Source organism: Mesorhizobium sp. M1A.F.Ca.IN.022.07.1.1, assembly GCF_003997575.1.
GTDB lineage: Bacteria > Pseudomonadota > Alphaproteobacteria > Rhizobiales > Rhizobiaceae > Mesorhizobium.
In genome coordinates, this window is sequence record NZ_RZST01000042.1 from 1 (window position 1) to 24,606 (window position 24,606).

Annotated in this window: 23 protein-coding genes and 3 pseudogenes; 23 read left to right on the forward strand and 3 right to left on the reverse strand. The window is 64.1% G+C overall.

Features of this window, described 5'->3' with window-relative positions; all coding sequences use genetic code 11:
* The 9 genes and pseudogenes from EOA75_RS07650 to EOA75_RS07690 form a co-directional block, all read left to right on the forward strand.
* A pseudogene (locus EOA75_RS07650) lies at positions 1 to 526 on the forward strand (cell wall hydrolase); the annotation flags it as partial.
* Positions 527 to 647: 121 nt separating this feature from the next.
* Complete coding sequence (recR, locus tag EOA75_RS07655) at positions 648 to 1,253, forward strand: recombination mediator RecR (RefSeq protein WP_066996262.1); 606 nt, start codon at positions 648 to 650, stop codon at positions 1,251 to 1,253.
* 184 nt (positions 1,254 to 1,437) lie between these two features.
* A complete protein-coding gene (locus tag EOA75_RS07660; protein WP_067324487.1) occupies positions 1,438 to 2,712 on the forward strand; it encodes a lytic murein transglycosylase in 1,275 nt (424 codons plus the stop codon).
* A gap of 275 nt (positions 2,713 to 2,987) precedes the next feature.
* Positions 2,988 to 4,625: an ABC transporter substrate-binding protein gene (locus tag EOA75_RS07665; RefSeq protein WP_095799312.1), complete on the forward strand. Its 1,638-nt coding sequence runs from the start codon at positions 2,988 to 2,990 to the stop codon at positions 4,623 to 4,625.
* 18 nt (positions 4,626 to 4,643) lie between these two features.
* On the forward strand, positions 4,644 to 5,711 hold the full coding sequence (locus tag EOA75_RS07670; protein WP_127323988.1) for an ABC transporter permease: 1,068 nt from the start codon (positions 4,644 to 4,646) through the stop codon (positions 5,709 to 5,711).
* A complete protein-coding gene (nikC, locus tag EOA75_RS07675; protein ID WP_095799313.1) occupies positions 5,708 to 6,628 on the forward strand; it encodes a nickel transporter permease in 921 nt (306 codons plus the stop codon). Before EOA75_RS07670 ends, nikC begins: the two co-directional genes overlap by 4 nt.
* Positions 6,629 to 6,652: 24 nt before the next feature.
* On the forward strand, positions 6,653 to 7,513 hold the full coding sequence (locus tag EOA75_RS07680) for an ABC transporter ATP-binding protein (RefSeq protein WP_066996477.1): 861 nt from the start codon (positions 6,653 to 6,655) through the stop codon (positions 7,511 to 7,513).
* Positions 7,510 to 8,256: an ABC transporter ATP-binding protein gene (locus EOA75_RS07685; protein WP_095783114.1), complete on the forward strand. Its 747-nt coding sequence runs from the start codon at positions 7,510 to 7,512 to the stop codon at positions 8,254 to 8,256. Before EOA75_RS07680 ends, EOA75_RS07685 begins: the two co-directional genes overlap by 4 nt.
* A 395-nt stretch (positions 8,257 to 8,651) precedes the next feature.
* Positions 8,652 to 9,929, forward strand: a complete 1,278-nt coding sequence (locus EOA75_RS07690; protein WP_095799315.1) for a 4-aminobutyrate--2-oxoglutarate transaminase — start codon at positions 8,652 to 8,654, stop codon at positions 9,927 to 9,929.
* A gap of 57 nt (positions 9,930 to 9,986) precedes the next feature.
* On the opposite strand, the gene EOA75_RS07695 is transcribed toward EOA75_RS07690, so the two are convergent.
* Genes EOA75_RS07695 through EOA75_RS07705 form a run of 3 tightly spaced genes read right to left on the reverse strand, consistent with a single transcriptional unit; the run spans position 9,987 to position 11,839 of the window.
* Positions 9,987 to 10,316: a type II toxin-antitoxin system RelE/ParE family toxin gene (locus EOA75_RS07695; RefSeq protein WP_127323989.1), complete on the reverse strand. Its 330-nt coding sequence runs from the start codon at positions 10,314 to 10,316 to the stop codon at positions 9,987 to 9,989.
* Positions 10,317 to 10,547 carry a type II toxin-antitoxin system ParD family antitoxin gene (locus tag EOA75_RS07700; protein ID WP_067324498.1) on the reverse strand — a complete coding sequence of 77 codons (231 nt, stop codon included), beginning with the start codon at positions 10,545 to 10,547 and terminating at the stop codon, positions 10,317 to 10,319.
* 38 nt (positions 10,548 to 10,585) lie between these two features.
* Positions 10,586 to 11,839 carry an FAD-dependent oxidoreductase gene (locus EOA75_RS07705; protein ID WP_127323990.1) on the reverse strand — a complete coding sequence of 418 codons (1,254 nt, stop codon included), beginning with the start codon at positions 11,837 to 11,839 and terminating at the stop codon, positions 10,586 to 10,588.
* Positions 11,840 to 12,267: 428 nt separating this feature from the next.
* On the opposite strand from EOA75_RS07705, the gene EOA75_RS07710 reads away from it, so the two are divergent.
* The 14 genes and pseudogenes from EOA75_RS07710 to EOA75_RS07775 form a co-directional block, all read left to right on the forward strand.
* Positions 12,268 to 13,584, forward strand: a complete 1,317-nt coding sequence (locus EOA75_RS07710; protein WP_206516975.1) for an imelysin family protein — start codon at positions 12,268 to 12,270, stop codon at positions 13,582 to 13,584.
* Between the two features lie 110 nt (positions 13,585 to 13,694).
* Positions 13,695 to 14,006 (forward strand): (2Fe-2S)-binding protein, encoded by a 312-nt coding sequence (locus tag EOA75_RS07715; RefSeq protein ID WP_127323991.1) that lies wholly within the window; start codon positions 13,695 to 13,697, stop codon positions 14,004 to 14,006.
* Positions 13,972 to 14,457 carry a bacterioferritin gene (gene bfr / locus EOA75_RS07720; protein WP_067324504.1) on the forward strand — a complete coding sequence of 162 codons (486 nt, stop codon included), beginning with the start codon at positions 13,972 to 13,974 and terminating at the stop codon, positions 14,455 to 14,457. The genes EOA75_RS07715 and bfr overlap by 35 nt, the downstream gene beginning before the upstream one ends.
* Positions 14,458 to 14,469: 12 nt before the next feature.
* Entirely contained in the window at positions 14,470 to 16,071 is a 1,602-nt protein-coding gene (locus EOA75_RS07725) for a di-heme oxidoredictase family protein (RefSeq protein ID WP_127323992.1), read from the forward strand.
* Positions 16,071 to 17,150: an imelysin family protein gene (locus EOA75_RS07730; RefSeq protein WP_127323993.1), complete on the forward strand. Its 1,080-nt coding sequence runs from the start codon at positions 16,071 to 16,073 to the stop codon at positions 17,148 to 17,150. The genes EOA75_RS07725 and EOA75_RS07730 overlap by 1 nt, the downstream gene beginning before the upstream one ends.
* Positions 17,151 to 17,154: 4 nt before the next feature.
* Complete coding sequence (locus EOA75_RS07735; protein WP_127323994.1) at positions 17,155 to 18,261, forward strand: DUF1513 domain-containing protein; 1,107 nt, start codon at positions 17,155 to 17,157, stop codon at positions 18,259 to 18,261.
* A gap of 133 nt (positions 18,262 to 18,394) precedes the next feature.
* A pseudogene (gene tsaB, locus EOA75_RS07740) lies at positions 18,395 to 18,828 on the forward strand (tRNA (adenosine(37)-N6)-threonylcarbamoyltransferase complex dimerization subunit type 1 TsaB).
* Positions 18,828 to 19,322 carry a ribosomal protein S18-alanine N-acetyltransferase gene (rimI, locus tag EOA75_RS07745; RefSeq protein WP_095777510.1) on the forward strand — a complete coding sequence of 165 codons (495 nt, stop codon included), beginning with the start codon at positions 18,828 to 18,830 and terminating at the stop codon, positions 19,320 to 19,322. Before tsaB ends, rimI begins: the two are co-directional and overlap by 1 nt.
* Before the next feature lie 27 nt (positions 19,323 to 19,349).
* Complete coding sequence (locus tag EOA75_RS07750; protein WP_095824236.1) at positions 19,350 to 20,162, forward strand: lysophospholipid acyltransferase family protein; 813 nt, start codon at positions 19,350 to 19,352, stop codon at positions 20,160 to 20,162.
* Positions 20,163 to 20,236: 74 nt separating this feature from the next.
* Complete coding sequence (gene miaB / locus EOA75_RS07755; protein ID WP_127323995.1) at positions 20,237 to 21,646, forward strand: tRNA (N6-isopentenyl adenosine(37)-C2)-methylthiotransferase MiaB; 1,410 nt, start codon at positions 20,237 to 20,239, stop codon at positions 21,644 to 21,646.
* Positions 21,647 to 21,783: 137 nt separating this feature from the next.
* The gene (locus tag EOA75_RS07760) at positions 21,784 to 22,776 is read left to right on the forward strand and encodes a PhoH family protein (protein WP_245299624.1); all 993 of its coding nucleotides are present in this window, start codon (positions 21,784 to 21,786) and stop codon (positions 22,774 to 22,776) included.
* 9 nt (positions 22,777 to 22,785) lie between these two features.
* Complete coding sequence (gene ybeY, locus EOA75_RS07765) at positions 22,786 to 23,283, forward strand: rRNA maturation RNase YbeY (protein WP_066996319.1); 498 nt, start codon at positions 22,786 to 22,788, stop codon at positions 23,281 to 23,283.
* 27 nt (positions 23,284 to 23,310) lie between these two features.
* Complete coding sequence (locus EOA75_RS07770; RefSeq protein WP_095824403.1) at positions 23,311 to 24,387, forward strand: hemolysin family protein; 1,077 nt, start codon at positions 23,311 to 23,313, stop codon at positions 24,385 to 24,387.
* Positions 24,388 to 24,396: 9 nt separating this feature from the next.
* Positions 24,397 to 24,606 (forward strand): annotated as a pseudogene (locus tag EOA75_RS07775) (glyoxalase); the annotation flags it as partial.

Genomic DNA, 24,606 nt, shown 5'->3' on the forward strand with positions numbered 1-24,606 from the left:
CTACAAGAACATGCACTACACGATGGTGGCCGGCGGCAATGCCTTCTATGAGAAGCGCGGCCGCAACTGGCAGCCGTTGCCGGATGAGCCGATGGTCGCCATGGCCTCCGGCAAGTCGCAGAAGACCGACCCCACCGCTCCGGTCCTCGTCGCTTCCGCCGAGCCGGTGGTCAAGACGATCGTTCATGCTGATCCGGCCAAGCAGGCCGCTACGACCGCGGCTGCCGCGCCAGCGCTTCCGGCCAAGACCACAACCGTTGCTGCCCAGCAGACCTATGTGACGGCCTCCGCCGCGCCAGGGCAGAAGGCCGGCCGCGTCACGGCGAAGCCGATCATGGTGGCGATGCAGGAGCCGATGGAGGAGCCCGACGCCTCCCGCTTCGGCGGCACGTTGAAAGGTCGCTACATCACCTCCGTTCCGAGCGCTCCGCAGGAAGCGGCGATGGGATTCCAGTCGACGCCTGAGAACACCGACGCCATCGGCGCGCTGATTGTCAGCCAGTCCCGGCCGCTCGAAGCCTACTGAGCCAACCCGCCATCAAATGATCCGCCTTGACGGCATGGCGGATCATTTCCTGTTGCGGATGTCACCAAAGCGCTCTGAAAACCGTTTCGCACTTTTCCCGGAATTGCTCTAGATCAGAGCGATGTCGAAAAGAATCGCCGGTCCAGAGATAGAACGCCTGATCCAGCTCCTGGCCAAGGTGCCGGGGCTCGGGCCGCGTTCGGCAAGGCGCGCGGCTCTCCATCTCATCAAGAAGAAGGAGCAGCTGCTCGAGCCTTTAGCCGCAGCCATGGGCGAGGCGGCCGATAAAGTGCGCATCTGCTCGACCTGCGGCAATGTCGACACCTCCGACCCGTGCATGATCTGCACCGATCCACGCCGCGATGCCGGCACGCTTATCGTCGTCGAGGACGTCTCCGATCTCTGGGCGCTGGAACGCGCCGCCGCCATGAATGTGCGCTATCACGTGCTCGGCGGCACGCTGTCGCCGCTCGATGGCATCGGCCCGGACCAGCTCAACATCCGCTCGCTGGTAGACCGTGTCGCCGGCGGCGAGGTGAAGGAGGTGATCCTTGCCGTCAACGCCACCGTCGAGGGCCAGACCACGGCGCACTACCTGACCGATCAGCTCTCGGGTTTCGAGGTCAAGGTGACTAGGCTCGCGCATGGCGTTCCGGTCGGCGGCGAACTCGACTATCTCGACGAAGGCACGCTTGCCGCGGCGCTGCGCTCGAGGACGGCGTTTTGAGGGGAGGGGATTGGTGACTGGCGTTTTTCCCGGAAAGGCCGCACTCCGTCCCACCCCCCTCTGTCTTGCCGGACATCTCCCCCGCAAGGGGGGAGATCAGACGTCACGCCGGCTTTCGCCAATATCCAAGGTCGCAGGAAGAGGCGGGGCACCGAAACAGCCAATCTCCCCCCAAGTGGGGGAGATGTCCGGCAAGACAGAGGGGGGCGCGACAGAACGCGGCTTTTCCAAATTCGGCTTCGCATTTTTCCTTGCGGCGCTTGCCGTCCTCCTCACCCTCCCCGCTCGCGCCACGCCCATCGACAACCAATTCCAGGCCTGGCTGCAAAACGACCTCTGGCCCGAGGCCAAGGCCAAAGGCATTTCCAAAAAGACCTTCGACGCCGCCTTCATCGGCGTGAAGCCGAACCTGAAACTGCCGGATCTCGTCATGCCCGGCGAGAAGCCGGCGACGCCGCAAAAACAGCACCAGGCGGAGTTCGGTCCGCCCGCCAATTATTTCGCCGAGAAGACCATTCGGGCCGTCACCGGCGGAGGACGGTCGCGCGAGAGCGCCAACGCCCGCGTGCTTGGGCTCATCGAGAAGCGCTACGGCGTGCCTGGCGAGATCGTGCTGGCGATCTGGGGTCGCGAGACCGGCTTCGGCGCCGCCAAGATGCCTTACGACGCCTTCGAGGTGCTAGGCACCAAGGCGTTCATGTCGACGAAGAAGGATTTCTTCCGCACCGAGGTGCTGGCCGCACTAGAGATCGTCGAGCGCGGGCTCGCTCCGGTCAATGCGATGAAGTCCTCCTGGGCCGGCGCGCTCGGCCAGCCGCAATTCATGCCGACGTCCTTCCTCAAGCATGCCGTCGATTTCGACGGCGACGGCCGGCCCGACATCTGGAATTCGACGCCGGACGTGCTCGCCTCCATCGCCAACTATCTTGTCCACTATGGCTGGGTGAGGGGGCGCGGCTGGGGGACCGAGGTGATTGCGCCGGCAAACGTCTCCTGCGCGCTCGAAGGACCCGACCAGGGTAAGAAGATTTCTGACTGGGTGGCGATGGGCATCAGGCGCGCCGACGGAAAGGCGTTTCCGGCCAGTGAACTCAAGGCCGAGGGTTTCCTGCTGATGCCGGCCGGACGCAGCGGCCCCGCTTTCATCGTCACGCCGAATTTCTATGTGCTGAAGCAATACAACACCAGCGATCTCTATGCGCTGTTCATCGGCCACGCCGCCGATCGCATCGCCAAAGGCGACGCCACCTTTGCCGGTACCTGGGGGCGGGTGGGCGATCTCCACCGGTCCGATATCGCTGCCCTCCAGCAAGCGCTGGAGGCCAAGGGCTACGATGTCGGCAGCGCCGACGGCCTGCCCGGCTTCAAGACACGCCGCTCGATCGGCGTCTGGCAAGCGAAGAACGGCAAGACCGCCACCTGCTTTCCGGACGCGAACCTGGTCGCGCAGCTGAAATGACGGGCGACTTCCAAGCGGCCAAGATTTGGCAGATTTTTCCCAATCGACGGCTTCGGCTAGCCGGCGCCTGGGTCGACTCGCGGTGGCCCATTCTGGCCCAATAAGCTGTCTCGAAAAATGCGCGTTGCGGGTTCGAACGCCGCCGAATAGGGTGTTGACCAACTGGACAAAAACCACGACGGTAAGGTCGGTGGGCCGTCGATCGGTCCCAAGGAATTCTGCAACCCTGAGCCGGGAACTCAGGTCAACAATCAACAAAACAGGGAACGACTACCATGATGCTGGAAAGGTTTGCTCTTCGCTCTCGTGGCTTGCTCGCGGGTGTGGCGATGTCGGCGCTGCTCGCGGTGCCGGCCTTTGCGGTCACGCCTGCCGACACGCTGGTCGAAGGTTTCGCAATCGACGACATCATCTCGATGGATCCGGGCGAAGCGTTCGAGCTGTCGACCGCCGAGGTTACCGGCAATACTTATGATCTTCTGGTCCGCCTCGACCTCAACGATACTTCCAAGGTCAAGGGCGATCTCGCCGAAAGCTGGAGCGTTTCGGATGACGGCCTGACCTATACCTTCAAGCTCAAGCCCGGCATGAAGTTCGCCTCCGGCAATCCGATCACCGCGGCCGATGTCGCCTATTCCTTCGAGCGCGCCATCAAGCTCGATAAGAGCCCGGCCTTCATCATCAATCAGTTCGGCATCAGTGGCGACAATGTCACCGAGAAGGCGAAAGCGGTCGACGACACCACCTTCCAGTTCGTTGTCGACAAGGCCTATGCGCCGAGCTTCGTGCTGAACTGCCTGTCGGCCACCGTCGCCTCGGTCGTCGACAGCAAGCTGGTCAAGGAGCATGTCGCCGCCGTCACGCCGAGCGCCGACTACAAATGGGACAACGACTTCGGCAACGCCTGGCTGAAGACCGGCTATGCCGGCTCTGGCCCCTACAAGCTGCGCGAATGGCGCGCCAACGAGGCTGTCGTGCTGGAGCGTAATGACAATTACAATGGCGAGAAGGCCAAGCTCGCCCGCGTCATCTACCGCAACATGAAGGAGAGCTCGGCGCAGCGCCTGGCGCTGGAGGCCGGCGACATCGATGTCGCCCGCAATCTGGAACCGAACGATCTCGATGCCATCTCCAAAAACGCCGATCTCACCACGACAAGCGCGCCGAAGGGCACGGTCTATTACATCAGCCTCAACCAGAAGAACCCGAACCTCGCCAAGCCTGAGGTGCGTCAGGCGTTCAAATATCTCATCGACTATGATGCGATGGCCTCGACCATCCTGAAGGGCATCGGCGAGATCCACCAGTCCTTCCTGCCCAAGGGCGACCTCGGCGCGATCGACGACAATCCGTTCAAGCTCGACGTCGCCAAGGCCAAGGAGCTGCTGGCAAAGGCCGGGTTGGCTGATGGCTTCAAAGTGACCATGGACGTGCGCACCGGCCAGCCGACCACTGGCATGGCGGAATCGATCCAGCAGACGCTCGGCCAGGCCGGTATCAAGCTTGAGATCATCCCCGGCGACGGCAAGCAGACGCTGACCAAATACCGCGCCCGCAACCACGACATCTATATCGGCAATTGGGGCCAGGACTATTTCGATCCCAACTCCAACGCGCAGACTTTCGCCTCGAACCCGGACAATTCCGACAGTGCCAAGATCAAGACACTGGCCTGGCGCAATGCCTGGGATATTCCGGACCTGACCAAGGAAACCGAGGCGGCGCTGCTCGAGAAGGACTCCGCCAAGCGCGCCGACATGTACAAGGACCTGCAGAAGAAGATCCTCGACACCAGCCCCTTCGTCATCATCCATCAGCAGCTGGAGGTGGCGGGGCTGCGCAAGAACCTGAAGGACTTCAAGCTCGGCCCGAGCTTCGACACCAACTTCGTCTGGCCGGTCTCGAAGGAATAGCGCTTTCGGACGCGCCGCGTGAGCGTAGCTGAGAACCAGGCGGCGGCGGGGCGCGGCGGCGCCCGTGCCGTCGCGCTTCTGTCGTCGATCGGCCGCTTCCTGGTCATCGCGGTGACGACCTATCTCGGTCTTCTCGCGGTGACCTTTTTCATCGGCCGCGTCATCCCGATCGATCCGGTGCTGGCCGTGCTCGGCGACCGGGCCCCGACAGCCGTCGTCGAGCGCACGCGCCGCGAGATGGGGCTCGACCTGCCGCTGATCCAGCAGTTCTACATCTACGTCAAAAACGCGCTCAGCGGCGATTTCGGCACTTCGGTGCTGACCACCAATCCGGTGATGTCCGACATCCGCCGCGTCTTTCCGGCGACCATCGAGCTGGCGACGCTCGGCACGATCGTCGGCGCCGTCATCGGCGTGCCGCTCGGCGTGCTGGCCGCGGTGCGGCGCGGCAGCCTCATCGACCAGATCGTGCGCATCATCGGCCTTATCGGCTATTCCGTGCCGATCTTCTGGCTGGGGCTGCTCGGCCTCGTCCTGTTCTACGCCAAGCTGCAATGGGTCGCCTTTCCGGCGCGGCTCGACGTCGTCTACGAATACACTTTCACGCCGATCACCGGCTTCTACCTGCTCGATGCGGCCATGCAGGGACAGTGGGATGTCTTCTACGACGCCTACCGCCACATCATCCTGCCGGCCTCCCTGCTTGGCTATTTCGCGCTCGCCTATATCAGCCGCATGACGCGCTCCTTCATGCTGAACGAGATGGCGCAGGAATATATCGTCGCCGCGCGCGCCAAGGGCCTGTCGGAGACGCGCATCATCTGGGGCCACGCGCTGCGCAACGCCGCTGTGCCGATGGTGACGGTGATCGCGCTTTCCTATGCCAGCCTGCTCGAAGGCTCGGTGTTGACCGAGACCGTCTTCTCCTGGCCGGGCATCGGCCTCTACATCACCAATTCATTGCAGAACGCCGACATGAACGCGGTGCTCGGCGGCACCATTATCATCGGCTCGGTCTTCATCGCCATCAACCTTCTGTCGGACCTGCTCTATCGGCTCCTCGATCCACGGACGAAAGTCGAATGAGCGCCGAGACGATGCAAACCCGTCGCGAATGGCTGCTCAGCGAGCGGCCGTCCTCGCGCATGCAGGCAAGGCTCGGCCGCGCCTATGTGGCCTGGCGGCGCTTCACAGCCAACCGGCTCGCGCTCGTCGGTTTGCTCATCATTCTCGCGTTGGTGGTGGTAGCCGCGCTTGCCGGCGTGCTGGCACCCTACTCGCCAACCGTGGGTGACCTGAAGAATGCCCGTCTGCTGGCGCCGAGCGCCGCGCATTGGTTCGGCACCGACGACCTCGGCCGCGATATCTACTCGCGCATCCTCTACGGCTCGCGCTGGACGCTCTATGTCGTCATCCTCGTCGCCATCATCGCCGCGCCCATCGGCCTGCTGGTCGGCACCGTCGCAGGCTATGCCGGCGGCTGGACCGATGCCATTTTGATGCGCATCACCGACATCTTCCTGGCTTTCCCGAAGCTGGTGCTGGCGCTGGCCTTCGTTGCGGCGCTCGGCCCCGGCATCGAGAACGCGGTGCTGGCGATCGCCATCACCTCCTGGCCGCCTTACGCGCGCATCGCGCGCGCCGAGACGCTGACGGTGCGCAATTCCGACTACATCAAGGCGGTGCAATTGATGGGTGCCTCGCCCTTCCGCATCGTGCTGCGCCACATCATGCCGCTCTGCATCTCCTCGCTGATCATCCGGGTGACGCTCGACATGGCGGGCATCATCCTCACCGCCGCAGGCCTCGGCTTCCTCGGCCTCGGCGCGCAGCCGCCGCTGCCCGAATGGGGCGCGATGATCGCGTCCGGCCGCCGCTTCATCCTCGACCAGTGGTGGGTGGCTGCCGCACCAGGCGTTGCCATCCTCATCGTCAGCCTCGGCTTCAACCTGCTCGGTGACGGCCTGCGCGACGCGCTCGATCCCCGGAGCGGCGACCAATGAGTGGCGACCGATGAGCGGCAACCAATGAGCGGCAATTCCGATAGGCAAACGAAAGGCACGCTGCTCGAGGTCGACGATCTGCGCGTCACTTTCCCGACACGCACCGGAATCGTGCAGGCGGTTCGCGGCGTGTCCTTCTCGCTCGGCCGCGAGCGGCTGGGCATCGTCGGCGAGAGCGGCTCCGGCAAGTCGCAGACCGGCCGCGCCATCATGGGCCTGACACCGCCGCAGGCCGAGGTCTCGGCGAAAAAGCTGCGCTTCGACGGCATCGACCTGCTCTCGGTGTCATCCAGCCGGCGCCGTGCGCTGCGGGGAAACCGCATCGCCATGATCCTGCAGGACCCGAAATACTCGCTCGATCCGGTGATGACCATCGGCCGCCAGATCGTCGAGACGCTGCGCACGCATGAGAAAGTTGGAAAGGCCGAAGCGCGCGAGCGCGCGCTGGAGATGCTTCGGGCGGTCCAGATTCGCGATCCGGCCCGTGTCTTCGACCTTCACCCGCATGAGGTCTCGGGCGGCATGGGCCAGCGCGCGATGATCGCCATGATGCTGATCGCCGGGCCGGAACTGATGATCGCCGACGAGCCGACCTCGGCGCTCGACGTCACCGTGCAGCTCGATGTGCTGAACATTCTCGACAGGCTGGTCGCCGAGCGCGGCATGGGGCTGATCTTCATCTCGCATGATCTGCGCCTGGTGTCCTCCTTCTGCGACCGCGTGGTCGTCATGTATGCCGGCAAGGTGGTCGAGCAGCTCAAGGCGTCCGAGCTGCGCGAGGCCCAGCATCCCTATACGCGCGGCCTGCTCAACTGCATGCCGAGGATCGGCTTCGAGCGACACCCGCTGCCGGTGCTCGACCGCAAGCCGGAGTGGGCGGCATGACGGCCGCCATCACCATCGAAGGGCTGGAGGTGATTTTCGACCGCTTCCGCGCGCTGAAGGGCGTTAAACTCGAAGTCAGGGAAGGCGAGTCCTACGGCCTGGTTGGCGAAAGCGGCTCCGGCAAGTCGACCCTGCTCAAGGCAATCACCGGCCTTGCGCCTGTCGCTGCCGGCACCATCGCTGTCAACGGCAAGACGCTTGGCAAGACCCGCGACAAGGCCTTTTACCGCGACGTGCAGATGGTCTTCCAAGATCCGTATGGGTCGCTGCATCCGCGCCAGACCGTCGACCGGCTGCTGCAGGAACCGCTCGCCATTCACGCAATCCAGGATGGCGAGAAGCGCATCGAGCGCGCGCTGGACGAAGTCGGCCTCGGCAAGGGTTTCCGCTTCCGCTATGCGCACCAGCTCTCCGGCGGCCAGCGCCAGCGCGTGGCGATCGCGCGCGCGCTGATCCTCGAACCTTCGATCCTTTTGCTCGACGAGCCGACCTCGGCGCTCGATGCTTCTGTCCAGGCCGAGGTGCTGAACCTGCTCGAAGAGGTGCGGCGTCGGCGCAAGCTCACCTTTCTGATGGTCAGTCACGACCTCGCCATCATCACCCATATGTGCGAACGGCTGATGGTGATGCAGAACGGCGAAGCGGTGGAGACGCTGACCGCAAGCCAGCTGATCGGCCACCGCGTGAGCGAGGATTATACGCGCAACCTGCTTCGAGCGAGCGAGGGGTTTGTGAGGGTGTAGTTTTCTCTCGCAGGTTCGCGACGGGGTGCGACCTGGCTTTTAACTCTCCGCAGCAACGATCACGTCTGCTTTGGCGCCATCCCGCACCCGACATGCAGGGCGGAGCGGCAAGGACGGCAAGGCGGACGATGTCGCGTTCCTGCTCATGGTTCCCTCGGCCCGCGGGAAGCCGCTCCCGGCAGCGGCACGTCGCGGCTGCAGCGAGGATAATCGATCGGCCGGAAAAGGAAACTGTTTCTGCCTGACGATCGACTGGCTGGTCGAGATCGATTTCGGCCTTTCGGCAGGTCCAATCGACTGGGCCAATGTGCCGACTTGAGGAAAACCTGAAATAAGGTCAGAAGAGGCTTTGACGGCATCAAAACGGAGCGGGCGCCGGCCCGATGAGGTGTGAGATGAAGAATTCAGCCATTTCCGAACGCAAGAACCAGTCGATCTCGCGCGGCGTCGGCATGACCACGCAGATCTACGCCGATCGTGCCGAGAATTCGGAAATCTGGGACGTCGAGGGCCGCCGCTACATCGACTTCTCGTCGGGCATTGCGGTGGTCAACACGGGTCACCGCCATCCGAAAGTGATCGAGGCGGTCAAGGCGCAGCTCGACCGCTTCACCCACACTTGCCATCAGGTCGTTCCTTACGAGAGCTATGTGCGCCTCGCCGAGCGCCTGAACGGCATGCTGCCCGGCAAGTTCGACAAGAGGACCGTCTTCGTCACCACCGGCGCCGAGGCGGTCGAGAACGCCATCAAGATCGCGCGCAACGCCACCGGTCGCCAGGCGGTTATCGCCTTTTCGGGCGGCTTCCACGGCCGCACCTTCATGGGCATGGCGCTGACCGGCAAGGTCGTGCCTTACAAGGTTGGCTTCGGCGCCATGCCGGCCGATGTCTTCCATGCGCCGTTCCCGGTCGCGCTGCACGGCGTGTCGGTCGCGGATTCGCTTGCAGCGCTCGACAAGTTGTTCAAGGCCGATGTCGATCCGGCCAGGGTCGCGGCCATCATCGTCGAGCCGGTGCAGGGCGAGGGCGGCTTCTACGAGGCGCCGCGCGATTTCATGACGGCACTGCGCAAGACCTGCGACCAGCACGGCATCCTTCTTGTCGCCGACGAGGTGCAGACCGGCTTTGCCCGCACCGGCAAGATGTTCGCGATGGAGCACCATGACGTGGCGCCGGATCTCACCACCATGGCCAAGAGCCTCGCCGGCGGGTTCCCGCTGTCGGCCGTCACCGGCCGCGCCGAGATCATGGACGCGCCTGGACCGGGCGGGCTCGGCGGCACCTATGGCGGCAGCCCGATCGGCGTCGCCGCGGCGCATGCCGTGCTCGACGTCATCGAGGAAGAAAAACTGTGCGAGCGCGCCAACGCGCTCGGCGCCAGGCTGAAGCAGCGGCTGGCGTCGATCCGCGAGGACGTGCCGGAGATCGTCGACATCCGCGGCCCGGGCTTCATGAACGCCGTCGAGTTCAATGATGTGAAGAACGGCCTGCCCTCGGCGGAATTAGCCAATGCGGTGCGGCTGAAGGCGCTCGACAAGGGCCTCATCCTGCTCACCTGCGGCGTCTACGGCAACGTCATCCGCTTCCTGTCGCCAATCACCATCCAGGACGGCGTCATGACGGAGGCGCTGGATATATTGGAGACCTCGATCCGCGAGGCGCGGGCGGCCTAAGGGGCGGACAGTGCGAATGTTTCTCCTGGCGGCCCAGGCCGGTGCGGCAACTCGCCGTCAGGAGTTCGGATTCTGTAACCAGGCTGGAATATCCATTTTGGCGTGCAGGACCCGCCACACATCGATATGATCGGCCTGTTCGACATAGAAAATCAGGTACGGATAGCGCTTCAATTGCACACTGCGCAGACCGGGTAGTCCAATCGCATAGCTATATCTCAGCGAGCCCGACGCAGGATGGTTGGCTATCACTTTGTAGGCAGTTTGAAGATCCTCGACATAGGCTAGCGCCACGTGCGAACCAGCTTCGCGTGCATAATAATCGACAGTGTCCTCGATATCCCGCAAGGCAAGGGCACGAGGAATAAACGCCTTTACGGCAACCAATTATTGGCCCAGCGCTCGCTTGCGCAGCGCCGCGAAATAGTCGTCACCGACAGGAGCGCCTGGCGCGGACGAAGCGCCTTCAAGAAGCAGACCGCGCAAACGCTGACGATCCTGATCGTGGCGAATCAATTCACGCACATATTCGCTGCTCGTGCCGTAGCCGCGTTCCGTCACCTGCTGATCGACAAAATGCTTCAAGCTGTCGGGCAGTGAGATATTCATCGTGCTCATTCAACCAATGTAAGGCTGATGGCAAAAATTGGCAATCTCTACGCGCTGGCCCTTGCCGGCTCGTCCTGGCTGAAGGCCGCAAGCGCGGCCTTCAGCGCATCCGGCCCGGCTGCCACGGTGTGAGGCGCGGGCGAGAAGCCGGCGCCGAGCATCTTGCGGCCGAGCATGTGGTCGGCCGGGCGGTTGACGGATTCGATGCCCAGCAGCCGGTTGCCGGCATAGTGGTAGATCGAGAACCTGTTCTCGGCCGGCTCGCCCAGCACGACATGGCTGTCGCCGCCTTGCGTCAGGCCGACCATCTGCAGCTTCATGTCGCCGATATCCGACCAGAACCAAGGCACGGCCGCGAAGGGTTCGGCATGGCCGACGATGGTGCGCGCGGCAAGCCGCGCCTGGTCGGTGGCGTTCTGCACCGATTCCAGCCGCACGTCGCCGCCGGTGAACCAATGCCGGTAGGAGGCGGCATCGCCGACGGCGAGGATTTCCGGGATCGAGCTCTGCATATGCTGGTCGACGCGGATGCCGTTGGCGATCGCGATGCCGGCGGCTTCGGCCAGCTCGACATTGGGCACCACGCCGATGCCGATAATCACCAATTGCGCCGGCAGGCGCTCGCCGCTTGACGTGATAGCGGCCGAAACGCGGCCGCCTTCGCCTTCCAGACGGGCAACCGTGGTGCCGGTGAGCAGGCGCACGCCCATAGCCTCCAGGCGCTGGCGCACATGCGCCGCGATTGCCGGCGCCACGGCGCGGCCGAGAAGCCTGTCGAGCGCCTCGACGACGGTGACCCCGCGGCCGGCGGCCCTCAGCGTCGCTGCGATTTCGAGGCCGATGAAGCCGCCGCCGAGGATGACGACCTCCTCGCTCTGCGCGCTCAACTCGCGGATCAGCCGCGCATCGGCCAGCGAGCGCAGCGAGACCACGCCGGCGAGCTCCGCGCCATCGAGCTTGAGGAGGCGCGGCCGCGAGCCGGTGGCCAGCACCAGCCGGTCGAAGGCAATTGTGCCGCCGCCGGAAACGTCCAGCCTGCGCTCGCCACCATCGATCCTGTCGATCCAAACGCCCGGCCGGTAGTCGATGGCATTGCCGGAATAGAAGGCCTCGCCGCGCAAGGGCTGCGGCTTGGCTTCGGCATCCTTGATGAAGGTCTTGGACAGCGGCGGCTTGTGATAGGGCAGCTCGTTCTCGTCGCCGATCAGGATGACAGGCCCGTCATAGCCTTCCTCACGCAGGCTAGCGGCCGCCTGCACGCCGGCATGACCCGCACCGACAATGACCACCCCGTTCTTCATCGCAGCCCTTTTTGCCTTCAAATCTAGGATCTTCCGCCAAGTGGCGATTGTCTGCCGCCGCCGCAAGAGCCGTGGTCCGGGTCGCACCCAGGATGGCCGCCTGTCAATCCGGATGTCCGCCGCATTCGCCGGCTTAAAGTTGATAATTCCAGTTTAGAATAATTCTAAACTGTTGTTTCAATTGAATTTTCTCTGTACCGCCAGTTGACTTCCAGCCGCTCCGCCGCTTTATGGAGGGCTGCGCTCCTGGCGCATTCCTTTGATGTCTGGGCCTTGAACCCTTTCGATTGGAGGCATTTCGGTGTCTTTTGCTGATTGGCCGCGCCATTGCGCGGCAACTTTGCCTTTCCGGTCATTCGTGCTTGCGCTGGCGCCGCGCGCCGGCGGCCGCATACCTATGCCATTGAATTTCTGAGGAGATGGGATTGATGAAAGCGATAATCACGCCGCGAACTATTGCGCTACGTTGGGGCAGCAGGCTTGCCGCGATCGGCGCCACCGCGGCGCTGACGGCGGCCGTGTTCGTGCTGCCGGCGAAGGCCGAAACCGATGCGAAGGCGGTGATCAAGACCTATGCCGACATCGCGCTCGCCAAATACGAGGATTCGCTGATCACGGCTGAGGCGCTCGACAAGGCCGTCGACGCGCTTCTCGCCAAGCCCTCGGCAGAGACGCTCAACGCTGCCCGCGATGCCTGGAAGGCGGCGCGCGTGCCTTACCAGCAGACCGAGGTCTACCGCTTCGGCAACAAGATCGTCGACGACTGGGAAGGCAAGGTGAATTCCTGGCCGCTGGACGAAGGCCTGATCGACTATGTCGCCAAGAACTACGGCACCGAGTCGGACGAGAACTCGCTCTATACGGCGAACGTCATTGCGAACAAGGAGATCGAGATCAACGGCAAGAAGGTCGACGCCTCGAAGCTGACGCCGGAGTTCCTCTCAGGCACGCTGCAGGAAGCCGGCGGCGTCGAGGCCAATGTCGCGACCGGCTATCACGCCATCGAATTCCTGCTTTGGGGCCAGGACCTGCACGGGACCGGTCCAGGCGCCGGCGAGCGCCCGTACACCGACTACGATCTCAAGAACTGCACTGGCGGCAATTGCGACCGCCGCGCGGAATATCTGAAGTCGGCAAGCGACCTTCTGGTCTACGACCTGCAGGAGATGGTCAATAACTGGAAGGAAGACGGCGCCGCCCGCAAGACCCTCGTCGATGGCGAGCCGAATGCCGGCATCTCCACCATCCTCACCGGCATGGGCTCGCTATCCTATGGCGAACTGGCCGGCGAGCGCATGAAGCTCGGCCTTTTGCTGCACGACCCGGAGGAGGAGCAGGACTGCTTCTCCGACAACACCTACAACTCGCATCTCTATGATGCGATCGGCATCCGCGCCGCCTATCACGCCAACTATACGCGCCTCGACGGCACCGTGGTTTCCGGCCCGTCGGTGTCGGACATGGTGAAGGTGGCCGATTCTGCGATCGACAAGGAACTGTCGGACAAGCTCGATACTTCGGTCGCCAAGATGGAAGCGATCAAGGCGCGGGCGCTGGCCGGCGAGGCCTATGACCAGCAGATCGCCGAAGGCAATGCGGAAGGCAACGCCACTGTGCAGGCGGCGATCGACGCGCTGATCGACCAGACCAAGTCGATCGAACGCGCGGTCGGCTCGCTCAAGCTCAATGCCATCGCCTTCGAGGGCTCCGACAGCCTTGATGCTCCGGACAAGGTGTTCAAGTAAGCACCCGAGCATGATCCCAAAAAGTGGAAGCCGGTTTTTGGACAAGATCATGCTCAATTGAGAAACAAGCCAAACGGCGCCGGAACAGCGCCGCTAGCCAGAGCAAGTGAATGCTGATCTGCCATTGCAACATCATCACCGAGAAGGAGATCGAGCAGACGATCATCGGTCTGCTGGATGAAGATCCCTGGCAGCTTATCGTGCCGGCCAAGGTCTATCATGTCATGCGCAAGCGCGGCCGCTGTTGCGGCTGCTTTCCAAATGTGGTGGAAACGATCATTCGGGTCACCGAGAACTACCACGCCCGTTCAGAGGGGAGCGGCGCGGATATCGTTTCACACCTGGACCGCGTCAGAGGACTGCGCGGCCAATTCGGGAGCAGAACCCATGAAAGGCGAACCGCAGGTCATCGAGCGGCTTAACGAAGCCCTGTTTCTGGAGCTTGGTGCCGTCAATCAGTACTGGGTCCATTATCGTCTGCTCGAAGACTGGGGCTACACCAAGCTGGCAAAGAAGGAGCGGGCGGAATCGATCGAAGAAATGCATCACGCCGACCGGCTGGTTGCCCGCATCATCTTCCTCGAAGGCCATCCGAACCTGCAGTCGGTCGCGCCGTTGCGTATCGGCCAGAATGTGAAGGAAGTGCTCGAATCCGATCTGGCCGGCGAATATGACGCGCGCACCTCCTACAAGCGCTCGCGCGAGATTTGCCAGGATGCGGGCGACTACGTGTCGATGAAATTGTTCGAGGATCTGCTGACGGACGAGGAAGGCCACATCGACTTCCTGGAGAGTCAGCTCGACCTGCTCGCCTCGATCGGCGAGGAAAAGTACGGCCAGCTCAACGCCGACTCGGCCAACGAGGCGGAGTAAGGACATGCGGGAATGCGGCGCCCGATAGATTTTTCGCGCCGCTCATGGCGGGCCGAGATAGCCGGCCTGCTGCTCCCGAGGAACCCGCGATACCGGATCTGGCGCGGTGCCACGCTCTTGCTGGCAATCACGCTTTCTGCTCCCGCCATGGCGGGCGAGCCGGCGGGTCTGCCGACGAGCCGCACAGATCTGACGCCGGGGGATCAGGCGCGGGTGCTGGCGGTCACCAAGCTTACGACCGACTTTACAAAGCCCGAATCGTTCGAGTTGATGCAGGGCGGCGCCGGCACGTCGAGGAAGGGCGTCAACCGCGAGGCCTTCTCGCAGCCTTCCGCCAACATCACCTTCGAGGAGGAAGGGACCTTCAAGCTCGGCAATGCGCTTTTTCGCAAGAACTGGGTGTCGTCGCCGTCATCGACCCAAGCGTCCGACGGGCTCGGGCCGCTGTTCAACGAACGCGCATGCCAGAACTGCCATGTGAAGGATGGTCGCGGCCGTCCGCCGGGAAGCGGCACAGGCTCGACCTCGATGTTCTTGCGGCTGGCGCGCGATGCAAGCAATGCCGAGGAGAGAGCCGAACTTGCCAACCATAAGCTGCCGAATTTCCCCGATCCTGTCTATGGCTCGCAATTGCAGGATCTGGCCGTTCCCGGCCTCAAGGGTGAAGGCCACATGCGCATCGACTATTCGGAAGAGAAGGTCACGCTGGGTGACGGTGCCGTCGTTTTGCTGCGCAAGCCCCGCTACTCGGTCGAGAATCTGGGCTATGGCCCGCTCGACCCGCGCACGACGTTGTCGCCGCGCCTGACGCCGCCAATGATCGGGCTCGGACTGATCGAGGAGATCGCCCCGGCCGACATCCTTGCCCTTGCCGATCCGCATGACCGCGACAGCGACGGCATCTCCGGCCGGCCGAACATAGTTCGCGAGGAGTTGAGCGGCGCGATAACTTTGGGCCGCTTCGGCTGGAAAGCTCAGGCCGCATCGATCCGGCAGCAGGCCGCCGATGCCTTTGCCGGCGATATCGGCATCTCGACGCCTGAAGTGCCGAAGCATTGGGGCGATTGCACCGAGGCTGAGAAGGCGTGCCTTACCCTGCCGAATGGCGTCCAAGAGCGCCTGGGCGCGGCGGAAGCGCCGCCCCCGGTCATGGACCTCGTCACCTTCTATTCGCAGAACCTCGCTGTGCCGGCGCGGCGCGACCTCGACAAGCCGGAGGTTCTTTCCGGCAAGAAGCAGTTCTACGAGATGGGCTGCATTTCCTGCCACACGCCGAAATTCGTCACCATGCGCGGCACGCCCAACAAGGCGCAAGCCTTCCAACTGATCTGGCCCTATTCCGATTTCCTGCTGCACGACATGGGCGAGGGTCTCGCCGACGGGCAGCGCGTGGGGGAAGCGAGCGGCAGCGAATGGCGCACGCCCCCGCTCTGGGGCATCGGCCTGACCGCCACGGTCAATGGCAACAGCTTCTATCTGCATGACGGCCGCGCGCGGACGCTCGAAGAGGCGATCCTGTGGCATGGCGGCGAGGGCCAGAAGGCGCGCGACCGCTTTGCCGGCGCAGCTGCGGCCGACCGCGATGCGCTGATCAAATTCCTGGAGTCGCTCTGATGTTTAACCGACGTGCCGCCGCGCTTGCCCTTCCTTTCTTGCTGGCCGCGGCCTTGCCGACCCAGGCCGCGGTCAAAGCTTCCGATCTTATCGGACGCGCGATCGACGGCTTCGTCCGCCCGGCCTACGCCAGCCTCGACGATCATGCCGGGACCCTGACCCAGGCGATGCGCCAGCTCTGCAATGCGCCGTCCCAGCAAAATCTCGACGCGGCGCGTACCGAGTTTTCCGCCACAGTCGAAGCCTGGTCGGTGGCCGAGATCATCGCCTTCGGGCCCATCAAGGAAAACAACCGGCTGGAGCGCATGCTGTACTGGCCGGACCGCAAGAGCATCGGATTGAGGCAGGTGCAGTCGACCCTCGTTGCCAAGGATCCATCCGCCGACGATCCGGCGCAACTCGCGCGAAAGAGCGTTGCCATGCAGGGCCTCGGTGCGTTGGAATATGTGCTGTTCGGCGATGGTGCCGAAACGCTTGCCAGTAAGGACGATCCCTATCGCTGCGCCTACGGGGCGGCGGTGGCCAGCAACATCCAGGCGATTGCCGGCGAGGTCCGCGAAGCATGGAGCAAGCCCGATGGTTTTGCCTCGCTCTGGGCCAATCCGGGGCCGAAGAACCCGCTCTATCGTGATGGCACCGAAGCGGTCACGGAACTGGTCGGCGTTTTCATCAATGAGCTGGAAATGATCCGCGACGTGCGGCTCAAAGGTTTTCTTGGCGCGAAGCCCGATGCTGACAAGCCGAAGCAGGCGATCTACTGGCGTTCGCAGAACACGCTGAATTCGCTGGCCGGAAATCTGTCCGGCATCGACAAGCTGTTCCAGGCCTCGAAGCTTGGCGATGCGCTGCCCGCCGATGCGCGGTGGATGGCCGAATCCATCCACATCCAGCTGACCAACGGCGTGGCGACGGCGAAGTCTGTTGGCGGCCCGATCGATAAGGCGCTCGCCGATCCGGCGCTGCGCGACAAGCTCGAGCATCTCGCGCTGATCACCTCCAGCCTCTCGACCCTGATCGGCACCAGGATGACCGCCGAGTTTGGCCTCACCGCCGGCTTTTCGTCGCTGGATGGTGATTGACGCCGTGACGACGCCGCTCATCGATCGCCGCGACTTTCTGCGTGCCGCCGGCGCCGGCTTCGCCGCCGCGATGGCGCCGCGCGCCTGGGCGGAGACGCTTGCAACGGGCGCCGTCTTCGCCACGGCCTTCGTCAGGCGCGACGGCAGCTTCGGCGCCGCCGTGCTCTCCGAGGCCGGCAAGATCCTGCACACGCTCGATCTGCCCGACCGTGGCCACGACGTCGCGTTCGATCCGGTGTCGAAACGCTCGATCGTCTTCGCCCGCCAGCCCGGCACCTTCGCGATGGTCTTCGACCACACCGGCCGCGAGGAGCCTTTGACCATCGCCAGCATCGCCGGCCGGCACTTCTTCGGTCACGGCGTGTTCTCGCCCGACGGCGCGCTGCTCTATGCAACGGAAAATGATTTCGACAACGCCGCCGGCGTCGTCGGCGTCTATGACGCGCGGGCGAAGTTCAGCCGCATCGGCGAGTTCCCGACCTACGGCACGGGTCCGCACGAACTGCTGCTGCTCGGCGACGGCAGGACGCTCGCCGTCGCGAATGGCGGCATCGAAACGCATCCGGATTTCGGCCGCGCCGAGCTCAACATCGCAACGATGAAGCCTTCCTACACGCTGGTCGACCGCATCACTGGCGACCTGATCGAAAAGCACGAATTGCCGCCGGCGCTGCATCAGCTGTCGATCCGTCATATGGACCGCGACCAGGCGGGCACCGTCTGGTTCGGCTGCCAGTATCGCGGGCCGGCGACTGACCGGCCGGCGCTGGTCGGCCGCGCCGCGCGCGGCAAGGAGCTCGAGCTTTTGGAGATGCCGCAGGACGTGCTGTCGGGCTTCCGCAACTATATCGGCTCGGTTGCCGCCAATCCCGATGCCGGCACCGTCGCCGTGACCTCGCCGGAGGGTAATTCGCTGGCCGTCATCGATGCCGCCAGCGGACGCGTTGTCGCAACGAAGTCGCTGGTCGAAGTTTGCGGTCTCGCGCCGGACGGCGCCGACTTCATGGCAACGACCGGCGCTGGCGAGATCGTCGGCGGTGCGGGCGGGTCGCGCGCCGAACCTGACTATGTCTGGGACAACCACGTGCTGCGCATCGCGGCTGCGGGCTGATCGCTGTCAAGGCCAGCTTCGCTGATGTCGCGCTAAAGCCAAGCCGCATAACATTTATGCGGCGTGGCCCTTGCGGCGGCGGGCCATGCCGGGCACAGGGAATGTGTTTTGATCCAGTTGGTTAACCGGCCCTATGAAGCTGCTCGCCATCGACTGCGCCGCCAATCTCTGCGCCGCCTGCGTACACGACGCTGACGCTGGCATCGAGCTTGGCCGCCAGGTGCTCGACCTCGGCAAAGGGCATGCCGAGCATCTGATGGCCGTCATCGAGGCGGCATTGAAGGCCAGCGGGATCGGCTACCAAGGCTTGGACGCTGTAGCCGTCTCGATCGGCCCCGGTTCTTTCACTGGCCTGCGCGTCGGCGTCTCGACCGCGCGCGGCTTGGCCCTGGCGCTGAAGATCCCGGCCATCGGCCGGCGAAAGGGCCAGGCGCAAAGCCGAAGCCGCTCTATCTGCGCGGCGCCGACGCCAAGCCGCAGGCCGGTTTCATTCTGCCAAGGCGGAGCCATGAATCCGGGAAGCCGGGTTCTGGAGAAGATCATGCACCAAAGGGAAAAAAATCCTGATGCGCATCCCTTTCTTTCAGCCGCGCCGCAGGGATTATGCGCTGGAGCCGCTGACGGTGGCCGACAGCGCCGCCGTTGCGGTGCTGCATCGCGAGGATTTCGTTCGCCCCTGGACCGATGGCGAGTTCGCGGCACTGCTCGAACAGGACACCGTGTTCGGTTACGCCGCGCGCGAGACCGGGCAGGGTGCGAAGCCGCCGGTCGGTTTCGTGCTGGCGCGGCTCGCGGCAGGCGAGGGCGAGATCCTTACGGTCGCGGTGGCTCGCGCCCATCGGCGCCAGGGGCTTGGCTGGCAATTGATCGATGCGGTGCTGCGCGAATTGCATGCGCAGCGCGCCGAGGCGCTGTTCCTCGAGGTCGACGAGACCAATACGCCGGCCATCGCGCTCTATCGCCGGCTGGGCTTCCGTCAGGTCGGCCAGCGTCCGAACTACTACCGGTCGACCGAGCACGGCCCGACCGGCGCGCTTGTCATGCGCCGCGATCTTCGCTAGCCAGACCGTGGGATAGGGCCGGAGCGAATGATCAAGAAATTGCGGATTTTCGTGGCGTTCGGCCTCGTCGCCGCCGGCACGCTGGTGCTGGCGCCGCTGCAGCTCCTGTCGATGAAGACGAGGCTTTGGCCGGAGACGGTCGTCCTCAAAATCTGGCACAGCATGATCCTCAAGGCGCTGGGCATGCGCGTGCACGTCAAAGGCGCGCTCTCGAAGCAGCGCCCCTTGCTCATCGCGGCCAACCACATCTCCTGGACCGACATCATGGTGCTCGGCTCCTTTGTCGATGTGAAGTTCATCGCCAGGGCCGACATGGAAGGCTGGCCGATGATCGGCATGCTGTCCAAGCTGCAGCGCACCGTCTTCATCGAGCGCGAGCGCAGGCGCACCTCCGGCGACCAGGCGAGCGAGATCGCCAGACGCATGGCCAAGGGCGATGCCATGGTGCTGTTCGCCGAGGGTTCGACCGGCGACGGCAATCTGGTGCTGCCGTTCAAGAGCACCTTGTTCGGCGCTGCCTCGATGGCGATTTCGGAAGGGGCGGCGGACCAGGTCTTCATCCAGCCGGTGGCGATCGCTTATACGCGCCTGCATGGCGTGCCGATGGGCCGCCGTCACCGGCCGATCGCCGCCTGGATCGGCGACCAGGATCTGATGCCGCATTTGAAGGGCTTGCTTGCCGAGGGCTCGCTCGATGCCGAAGTGCATTTCGGTGATCCGGTGCCCTTCTCCAAGGGTTCTAACCGCAAGGAAACGGCAAGATTGATGGAAGCGAGAGTGCGCGAGATGATGCAAGCTGCGCTCGCCGAGCCGCGTCCCAGTCGTCAGCGCATAGCTTGAAAAACCGACGCGCGGCGCCGTAGCCTGCCGGAATCGGCTGTTTTTTGTCGCGGAAAGGCGTTAGAAGCCGCCCGATGGAATTGAACACGATTGAAAGCCACGACATCGGCACCGCGCCTGAGCGCGAGCCGGTGCATGCCGGGGCGGCGAAAAAAGTCTTCGTCAAGACTTATGGCTGCCAGATGAATGTCTACGATTCCCAGCGTATGACCGATGCGCTGGCGGCCGACGGCTATGTCGCCACCGACGCCGTCGAAGACGCCGATCTGGTGCTGCTCAACACCTGCCACATCCGCGAGAAGGCAGCCGAAAAAGTCTATTCGGAGCTTGGCCGCATCCGCGACATGAAGGCCGAGCGCGCCGAGGCCGGCCGTGAGCTGCTGATCGGCGTCGCCGGCTGCGTGGCACAGGCCGAAGGGGCGGAAATCATACGCCGTGCGCCGGCCGTCGATCTCGTCATCGGCCCGCAGACCTATCACCGGCTGCCCGACGTGCTGGCGAGGGTGCGCGGCGGCGAGAAGATCGTCGAGACCGACTACGCCATTGAGGACAAATTCGAGCATCTGCCGCAGCCGAAGCGCGCCGAACTGGCAAAGCGCGGCGTGACCGCTTTCCTTACCGTGCAGGAGGGCTGCGACAAGTTCTGCACCTTCTGCGTCGTGCCCTATACGCGCGGCTCCGAAGTCTCGCGGCCGGTGGCCCAGATCGTCGCCGAGGCCGAGCGCCTCGCCGAGGCTGGCGTGCGCGAGGTGACGCTGCTCGGTCAGAACGTCAACGCCTGGCACGGCGAGGGCGAAAACGGCGCGGAATGGGGCCTCGGCCGCCTGCTCTTCCGCCTGGCGAAAATTCCCGGCCTAGCGCGGCTGCGCTACACCACCAGCCATCCGCGCGACATGGATGATGAATTGATCGCCGCGCACCGTGACCTGCCGGCCTTGATGCCCTATCTGCATTTACCAGTGCAGTCTGGCTCCGACCGGATACTGAAGGCGATGAACCGCAGGCATACGGCACGCGATTATCTGGCGCTCATCGATCGCATCCGCGCCGCCCGCGGCGATATCGCCATGTCCGGCGACTTCATCGTCGGCTTCCCCGGCGAGACGGAAGCGGATTTCGAGGCAACGCTCGAACTGGTGCGCGAGGTGAATTACGCTTCGGCCTTCACGTTCAAATATTCGCCGCGTCCCGGCACGCCGGGCGCCGAGATGGACGGCCATGTGTCGGAAGCCGTGAAGGACGAGCGGCTGCAGCGCCTGCAGGCGCTGGTCAACGAGCAGCAGAAGGCATTCATCGCCAGCCTGGTCGGCCGCACGGTCAGCACGCTGATCGAGAAGCCCGGCCGCCATGCCGGTCAGATCGTCGGCCGCTCGCCCTGGCTGCAGCCTGTTATTGTTGACGACAAGGCCGGCGGAATCGGTGACATTATCGACGTACGAATCACGAAGACAGGTCCCAACAGCCTGTTCGCCGAGTTGGCCTGATGCATGTCGCCCAAAAAGTGCTCGCGGTTTCGGGACAACGACATGCATAGCCACAAGCCTCGGCAGATGAGGAGAGACGGTTGAGCGCTGCTGAACTGAAGAATCCGCCCCAGAACCAGGCATCCGGGGCCTCCGACATGGCGCACATCGTACTGACCTTCGACAACAACAAGCTTGCCAGCGCCCTATACGGCCAGTTCGACGAGAATCTGGCCCGTCTCGAGCAGAAGCTCGGCGTCGATATCCGTTCGCGCGGTAACCAGCTTGCGATCAAGGGCACAGCTTCGGCCGCCGAGCAGGCGCGCCGCGCGCTCGACACGCTCTACGGCATTCTGCAGAAGGGCGTCGATATCGGCCAGTCCGACGTCGACGGCGCCGTGCGCATGGCGATCGCCGCCGACGACCAGCTGACGCTGCCCACCATGGAGCGCAAGGGCAAGGTTTCGGCCGCCCAGATTGCCACGCGCAAGCGCACGATCTATGCCCGCTCGCTCAACCAGGACGCCTATATGCGCGCGCTGGAGCGCTCCGAAATGGTCTTCGGCATCGGCCCGGCCGGCACCGGCAAGACCTATCTGGCGGTGGCCCATGCGGCGATGCTGCTCGAGCGCGGCATGGTCGAGCGCATCGTGCTGTCGCGCCCGGCGGTCGAAGCCGGCGAGCGGCTCGGCTTCCTGCCCGGCGACATGAAGGAGAAGGTCGACCCCTATCTGCGGCCCCTCTACGACGCGCTATACGACATGATGCCGGCCGACAAGGTCGAGCGGGCGATCGCCGCCGAGGTCATCGAGATCGCGCCTTTAGCCTTCATGCGCGGCCGCACGCTGGCGCATGCCGCGGTGATCCTCGACGAGGCGCAGAACACCACGCCGATGCAGATGAAGATGTTCCTCACCCGTCTCGGCGAGAACTCGCGCATGATCGTCACCGGCGATCCGACCCAGATCGACCTGCCGCCCAACACCAAGTCGGGCCTGGTCGAGGCGCTGCGCATCCTCGACGGCGTGCCGGGCATAGTCACGGTCCGCTTCAACGAGGGCGATGTCGTGCGCCATCCACTGGTTGCCGAGATCGTCAAGGCCTATGACCGGGACGGCAAGTTCGCCAGGGGCCTCGGCGCCGAGAGCTGATCCAAGCCCATGGCTGAAAATCCGGGATCCAGCGGCAAGACGCCGGTCGACATCGATATTTTCGTCGAGGCCGGCGACTGGCCCCCTGAGGCCGAGCTGGCGCACCTGGTCGATCAGGCCGTCGCTGCCGCCTTTGCCGAAACCGGCGCGAGCGGCGCTTCGGAGCTCAGCGTCGTTTTTTCCGACGACGCCCATATCCGCACTCTCAACGCCGAATGGCGCGGCAAGGACAAGCCGACCAACGTGCTGTCTTTCCCGGCTTTTTCCGTTCCGAAAGGCGCCGAGCTGCCGCCGATGTTGGGCGACATCGTGCTTGCTTCCGAGACCGTTGCGCGTGAGGCCGCACTGGAAGACAAGCCGCTGGCGAACCATATCACCCATCTCGTCATCCATGGCCTGCTGCATCTTCTGGGCCATGATCACGAGACCGACGCCGAGGCCGAGGAGATGGAAGCGATCGAGCGCGCGGCGCTTGCGAGGCTTGCCATTCCCGATCCCTACGCGTAACAAAAAAGACCAATTGACCTGATGGCGATGAACGACAAACCAGAAACTGCCGCCCGTCCGGACGCCGGCAGTGCGGCCAAGCCTTCCGAAAAATCGGAAGAGGGCTCCAGTCCGAGTATTCCGACCGGCAGCGTGGCCGCCGAGCCTCCGCATGCCGGTCCTTCTCTCTTCGATCGCGTGCTAGGCCTGTTCAGGCACCGCAACGGCACCAACCTGCGCGAGGAGATCGCCGACGCGCTGGCCGAAACGGCCACCGATGCCGAATCCTTCTCGCCCGGCGAACGTGCGATGCTCAACAACATCCTGCGGCTGCGCGAAGTGCGCGTCGAGGACGTCATGGTGCCGCGTGCCGATATCGAGGCGGTCGAGATCACCACCTCGCTTGGCGATCTGCTTGGCCTCTTCGAACAGTCCGGTCATTCCCGCATGCCGGTCTATTCCGAAACGCTCGACGATCCGCGCGGCATGGTCCACATACGCGACGTTCTCGCCCACATCACCAAGGTCGCCCGCGTCAAGAAGGGCCGGGCGAACAGGAAGGCCCAGGCGCCGACCATCCTCGATCTGGCCCAGGTCGATCTCGCCCGCACCATCGGCGATCTCGACCTGATCCGTCCGGTGCTGTTCGTGCCGCCATCGATGCTTGCTTCCGACCTGATGGGGCGCATGCAGACGACGCGGACCCAGATGGCGCTGGTCATCGACGAATATGGCGGCACCGACGGCCTCGCCTCGCTCGAGGACATCGTCGAGATGGTGGTCGGCGACATCGAGGACGAGCACGACGACGACGAGCCGATGATCACCCGGATCGGGGAGGGCGTGTTCGTGGTCGACGGCAAGGCCGAGATCGACGACGTCGCCAAGATGATCGGCGAGGATTTCGCCGCGGGCGAGCACGGTGAATATGTCGACACCATCGGCGGCATGATCTTCAACACGCTCGGCCGGGTTCCGGCCCGTGGCGAAGTGGTGCAGGCCATACCGGGCTTCGAATTCCACGTGCTCGACGCCGATCCGCGCCGCGTCAAGCGGGTGCGCATCGTGCAGAGCCCGAAGGGCGAACGGCAGCGCCGCCGCGCGGCGCGCACCGAGCAGGCCTGATATTCGCTCATGCCGATCGACGACCCGTTCAAGCACGCTGTCCTCGGCTCCGGCGTCTTCTATCAAGATCCCCGCGCGGCTTTGGCCTGGCTTCAGGCGGCGTTCGGCTTCGAGCCGAGCATGCTGGCGAACGACAGCGACGGGCGACTTGTTCATGCCGAAATGCGGTTCGGCGACGGCTATATCATCGTCGATGGCGAATGGGCCGCGCATATTGCC

Excerpts from the sequence above, each read along its gene's own strand:
- recR (WP_066996262.1), top strand. The coding sequence starts at position 648 with ATGTCGAAAAGAATCGCCGGTCCAGAGATAGAACGCCTGATCCAGCTC.
- EOA75_RS07660 (WP_067324487.1), top strand. The coding sequence starts at position 1,438 with ATGTCCGGCAAGACAGAGGGGGGCGCGACAGAACGCGGCTTTTCCAAA.
- EOA75_RS07665 (WP_095799312.1), top strand. The coding sequence starts at position 2,988 with ATGATGCTGGAAAGGTTTGCTCTTCGCTCTCGTGGCTTGCTCGCGGGT.
- nikC (WP_095799313.1), top strand. The coding sequence starts at position 5,708 with ATGAGCGCCGAGACGATGCAAACCCGTCGCGAATGGCTGCTCAGCGAG.
- EOA75_RS07680 (WP_066996477.1), top strand. The coding sequence starts at position 6,653 with ATGAGCGGCAATTCCGATAGGCAAACGAAAGGCACGCTGCTCGAGGTC.
- EOA75_RS07685 (WP_095783114.1), top strand. The coding sequence starts at position 7,510 with ATGACGGCCGCCATCACCATCGAAGGGCTGGAGGTGATTTTCGACCGC.
- EOA75_RS07690 (WP_095799315.1), top strand. The coding sequence starts at position 8,652 with ATGAAGAATTCAGCCATTTCCGAACGCAAGAACCAGTCGATCTCGCGC.
- EOA75_RS07700 (WP_067324498.1), bottom strand. The coding sequence starts at position 10,547 with ATGAGCACGATGAATATCTCACTGCCCGACAGCTTGAAGCATTTTGTC.
- EOA75_RS07705 (WP_127323990.1), bottom strand. The coding sequence starts at position 11,839 with ATGAAGAACGGGGTGGTCATTGTCGGTGCGGGTCATGCCGGCGTGCAG.
- EOA75_RS07710 (WP_206516975.1), top strand. The coding sequence starts at position 12,268 with ATGAAAGCGATAATCACGCCGCGAACTATTGCGCTACGTTGGGGCAGC.
- EOA75_RS07715 (WP_127323991.1), top strand. The coding sequence starts at position 13,695 with ATGCTGATCTGCCATTGCAACATCATCACCGAGAAGGAGATCGAGCAG.
- bfr (WP_067324504.1), top strand. The coding sequence starts at position 13,972 with ATGAAAGGCGAACCGCAGGTCATCGAGCGGCTTAACGAAGCCCTGTTT.
- EOA75_RS07725 (WP_127323992.1), top strand. The coding sequence starts at position 14,470 with ATGCGGCGCCCGATAGATTTTTCGCGCCGCTCATGGCGGGCCGAGATA.
- EOA75_RS07730 (WP_127323993.1), top strand. The coding sequence starts at position 16,071 with ATGTTTAACCGACGTGCCGCCGCGCTTGCCCTTCCTTTCTTGCTGGCC.
- rimI (WP_095777510.1), top strand. The coding sequence starts at position 18,828 with ATGCGCATCCCTTTCTTTCAGCCGCGCCGCAGGGATTATGCGCTGGAG.
- EOA75_RS07750 (WP_095824236.1), top strand. The coding sequence starts at position 19,350 with ATGATCAAGAAATTGCGGATTTTCGTGGCGTTCGGCCTCGTCGCCGCC.
- miaB (WP_127323995.1), top strand. The coding sequence starts at position 20,237 with ATGGAATTGAACACGATTGAAAGCCACGACATCGGCACCGCGCCTGAG.
- EOA75_RS07760 (WP_245299624.1), top strand. The coding sequence starts at position 21,784 with ATGGCGCACATCGTACTGACCTTCGACAACAACAAGCTTGCCAGCGCC.
- ybeY (WP_066996319.1), top strand. The coding sequence starts at position 22,786 with ATGGCTGAAAATCCGGGATCCAGCGGCAAGACGCCGGTCGACATCGAT.
- EOA75_RS07770 (WP_095824403.1), top strand. The coding sequence starts at position 23,311 with ATGAACGACAAACCAGAAACTGCCGCCCGTCCGGACGCCGGCAGTGCG.